A 2,386-nucleotide genomic window follows, 5' to 3' on the forward strand; every position below is an offset into this window, starting at 1 on the left:
CCCTGACCCGCTACCTGATCGAACAGCAGCGCATCGACGGTCACATTCCCTCGCAGCTTCGCCTGCTGCTCGAAGTGGTCGCCCGCGCCTGCAAGAGCATCAGCCAGGCCGTCAACAAGGGTGCGCTCGGCAGCGGCATGGGCAGCGCCGAAAGCGAGAACGTGCAGGGTGAGATCCAGAAGAAGCTGGACATCATTGCCAACGAAGTGCTGATTGAGGCCAATGAATGGGGCGGCCACCTGGCCGGCATGGCCAGCGAGGAAATGGAAGGCATTTACGTGGTGCCGAATCGCTACCCCCAAGGTGAATACCTGCTGCTGTTCGACCCGCTCGACGGCTCCAGCAACATCGACATCAACGTCAGCATTGGCACCATCTTCAGCGTGCTGAAAATGCCCGAGGGCGACCGCGCTGTGGATGAAGGCGACTTCCTTCAGGCCGGCCACAAACAGGTGGCGGCGGGTTACTGCATCTACGGCCCGCAGACCACGCTGGTGCTGACGGTGGGCGACGGCGTCGCCATGTTCACGCTGGACCGTGAGCAAGGCTCCTTTGTGCTGATCGAGGAAAACGTGCAGATCCCTGAAGACACCAAAGAGTTCGCCATCAACATGAGCAACATGCGCCACTGGGACGCCCCGGTCAAGCGCTACGTGGACGAGTTGCTGGCCGGCAAGGACGGTCCGCGCGGCAAGGACTTCAACATGCGCTGGATCGCCGCCATGGTGGCCGACGTGCACCGCATCCTGTGCCGCGGCGGCATCTTCCTCTACCCTTGGGACAAACGCGAGCCCGAAAAAGCCGGAAAACTGCGCCTCATGTACGAAGCCAACCCCATGAGCTGGCTCATTGAGCAAGCCGGCGGCGCCGCCACCAACGGCAAAGACCGCATCCTGGACTTGCAACCCACCAAGCTGCACGAACGGGTCAGCGTCATACTCGGCTCCAAAAATGAGGTCGAACGGGTGACCTCCTACCACTCCGGGCTATAATTGAAGGCTGTATTTCATAAAAAGCCGGTGTAGCTCAGTCGGTAGAGCAGCTCATTCGTAATGAGAAGGTCGGGTGTTCGATTCATCTCTCCGGCACCAATTCAGGCGGAAATAGCGATAGTGGTCACTTACCGGTGATCGCTGAGGTCACTTCTGGTGACAGTCGATTTTCCGCATTAAAAATGCCTCCTTTGTGGAGGCTTTTTCTTTTCGGTAGGCAAGCATTTACCGCCGACTCAACCCAAACCTTGTTGATTTCTGCTGCCCTCTCATCAGCAAGACACAAAACCTGTTCTCGCAGCAGCTCTCGCAGCGGTACACACTACAGTGAGGGTTCCAAAATCGTAAAACGCTGAATGACCGATGTCACCGCTGGGCTCAGGAACGCCTATGGGAACAAAGAAGGTTGCTCTATATTCGTTTACCAAACCAGAAGGGTAAGTGAACTTGTCAAGCACCACATAGGCACGCGATAAGTCCGTTTCGGCTACAGAAAGAGCATCTTCTGTCACTGGCACCAGGAGGTTTTTCCTGGTGTAGTTTTTGTCAATGTATGCATCCCGAAATTTTCTTACATCTTCTGCCGTTGCTTTACGAATAATTCCATCTCGAATGGCTTTATCAAGAGCAGGTTGGGGGTCGGGCTCCGCAGACTTGGAGTCTTGTAGCTCGAAGCAAGTTCCTTCCTTGCACTTCAAGATTTCAGCAAGCTCTTTCTCGCGCCTATCCGTCATCTCTTGCCAACACATGGCGATCGCTACACGGCGGAAGCTTCCTCCTTCCCAGTCCCCCGTGGAGAACATGCAATCCGAGTCGCGGAACTCAAGCCATGCCTTCTGCGATTTGCGCAGAGCATTTTTCAAGTCGGTACTCACCAAGCGTCGCATCAATAGCCGATAGGTATCGTTCAGAGCGACGTCCTTCGTGTAGTAGCCATACCAAGTGCAAAGAGCCATGTCTCCAGTGCCATCGCAGCCTTTTGAGATTTCTTCACGAATCTCTTTTTCTGTATAGCCTTTTTGCCCCTGTGCCATAGCTCGGATAGCTCTGTCGTTGCCCAAAGAATAGGTCGTTGTGAGCAAGAGAAGTGCGAGAACTGCAGTGAACTTCATGGTGAGAACTAACGTTGGATTAAATCGATGTCCTGTGTGACTCTATTGTCCGGGGTTTCAGGCATATACAAGGGATGTGATTAGCACCATTTTTGGATCTCCCCCCGTGGGTGTCAAATTTCCGCACTGAGCTGCCCTTAAAAATTGACAGCTTAAAGGCTCCTGTTAGATATATGAAAGCATCTCTTCGGAACCAATTGAAAGTCCGACTCGACTACAGCGCCCCTAAGTTGCACACCCGTCTTTTTCAATAGTGAGGTAAGGACGCCCTCGTCTGGCAAT

At 54.1% G+C, this 2,386-nt stretch carries 2 protein-coding genes and 1 tRNA gene; 2 read left to right on the forward strand and 1 reads right to left on the reverse strand.

Annotated elements, in window-relative coordinates; all coding sequences use genetic code 11:
• Positions 1–2 precede the first annotated feature (2 nt).
• Both AC1D1P_RS21120 and AC1D1P_RS21125 read left to right on the forward strand, forming a co-directional pair.
• A complete protein-coding gene (locus AC1D1P_RS21120) occupies positions 3–992 on the forward strand; it encodes a class 1 fructose-bisphosphatase (protein WP_477674311.1) in 990 nt (329 codons plus the stop codon).
• Between the two features lie 23 nt (positions 993–1,015).
• Positions 1,016–1,091, forward strand: a tRNA-Thr gene (locus tag AC1D1P_RS21125).
• 173 nt (positions 1,092–1,264) lie between these two features.
• On the opposite strand, the gene AC1D1P_RS21130 is transcribed toward AC1D1P_RS21125, so the two are convergent.
• Positions 1,265–2,104 (reverse strand): lysozyme inhibitor LprI family protein, encoded by an 840-nt coding sequence (locus AC1D1P_RS21130; RefSeq protein ID WP_477674312.1) that lies wholly within the window; start codon positions 2,102–2,104, stop codon positions 1,265–1,267.
• Positions 2,105–2,386: the final 282 nt, after the last annotated feature.

The sequence above is a fragment of the Polaromonas sp. P1_E1_2 genome (assembly GCF_056406035.1).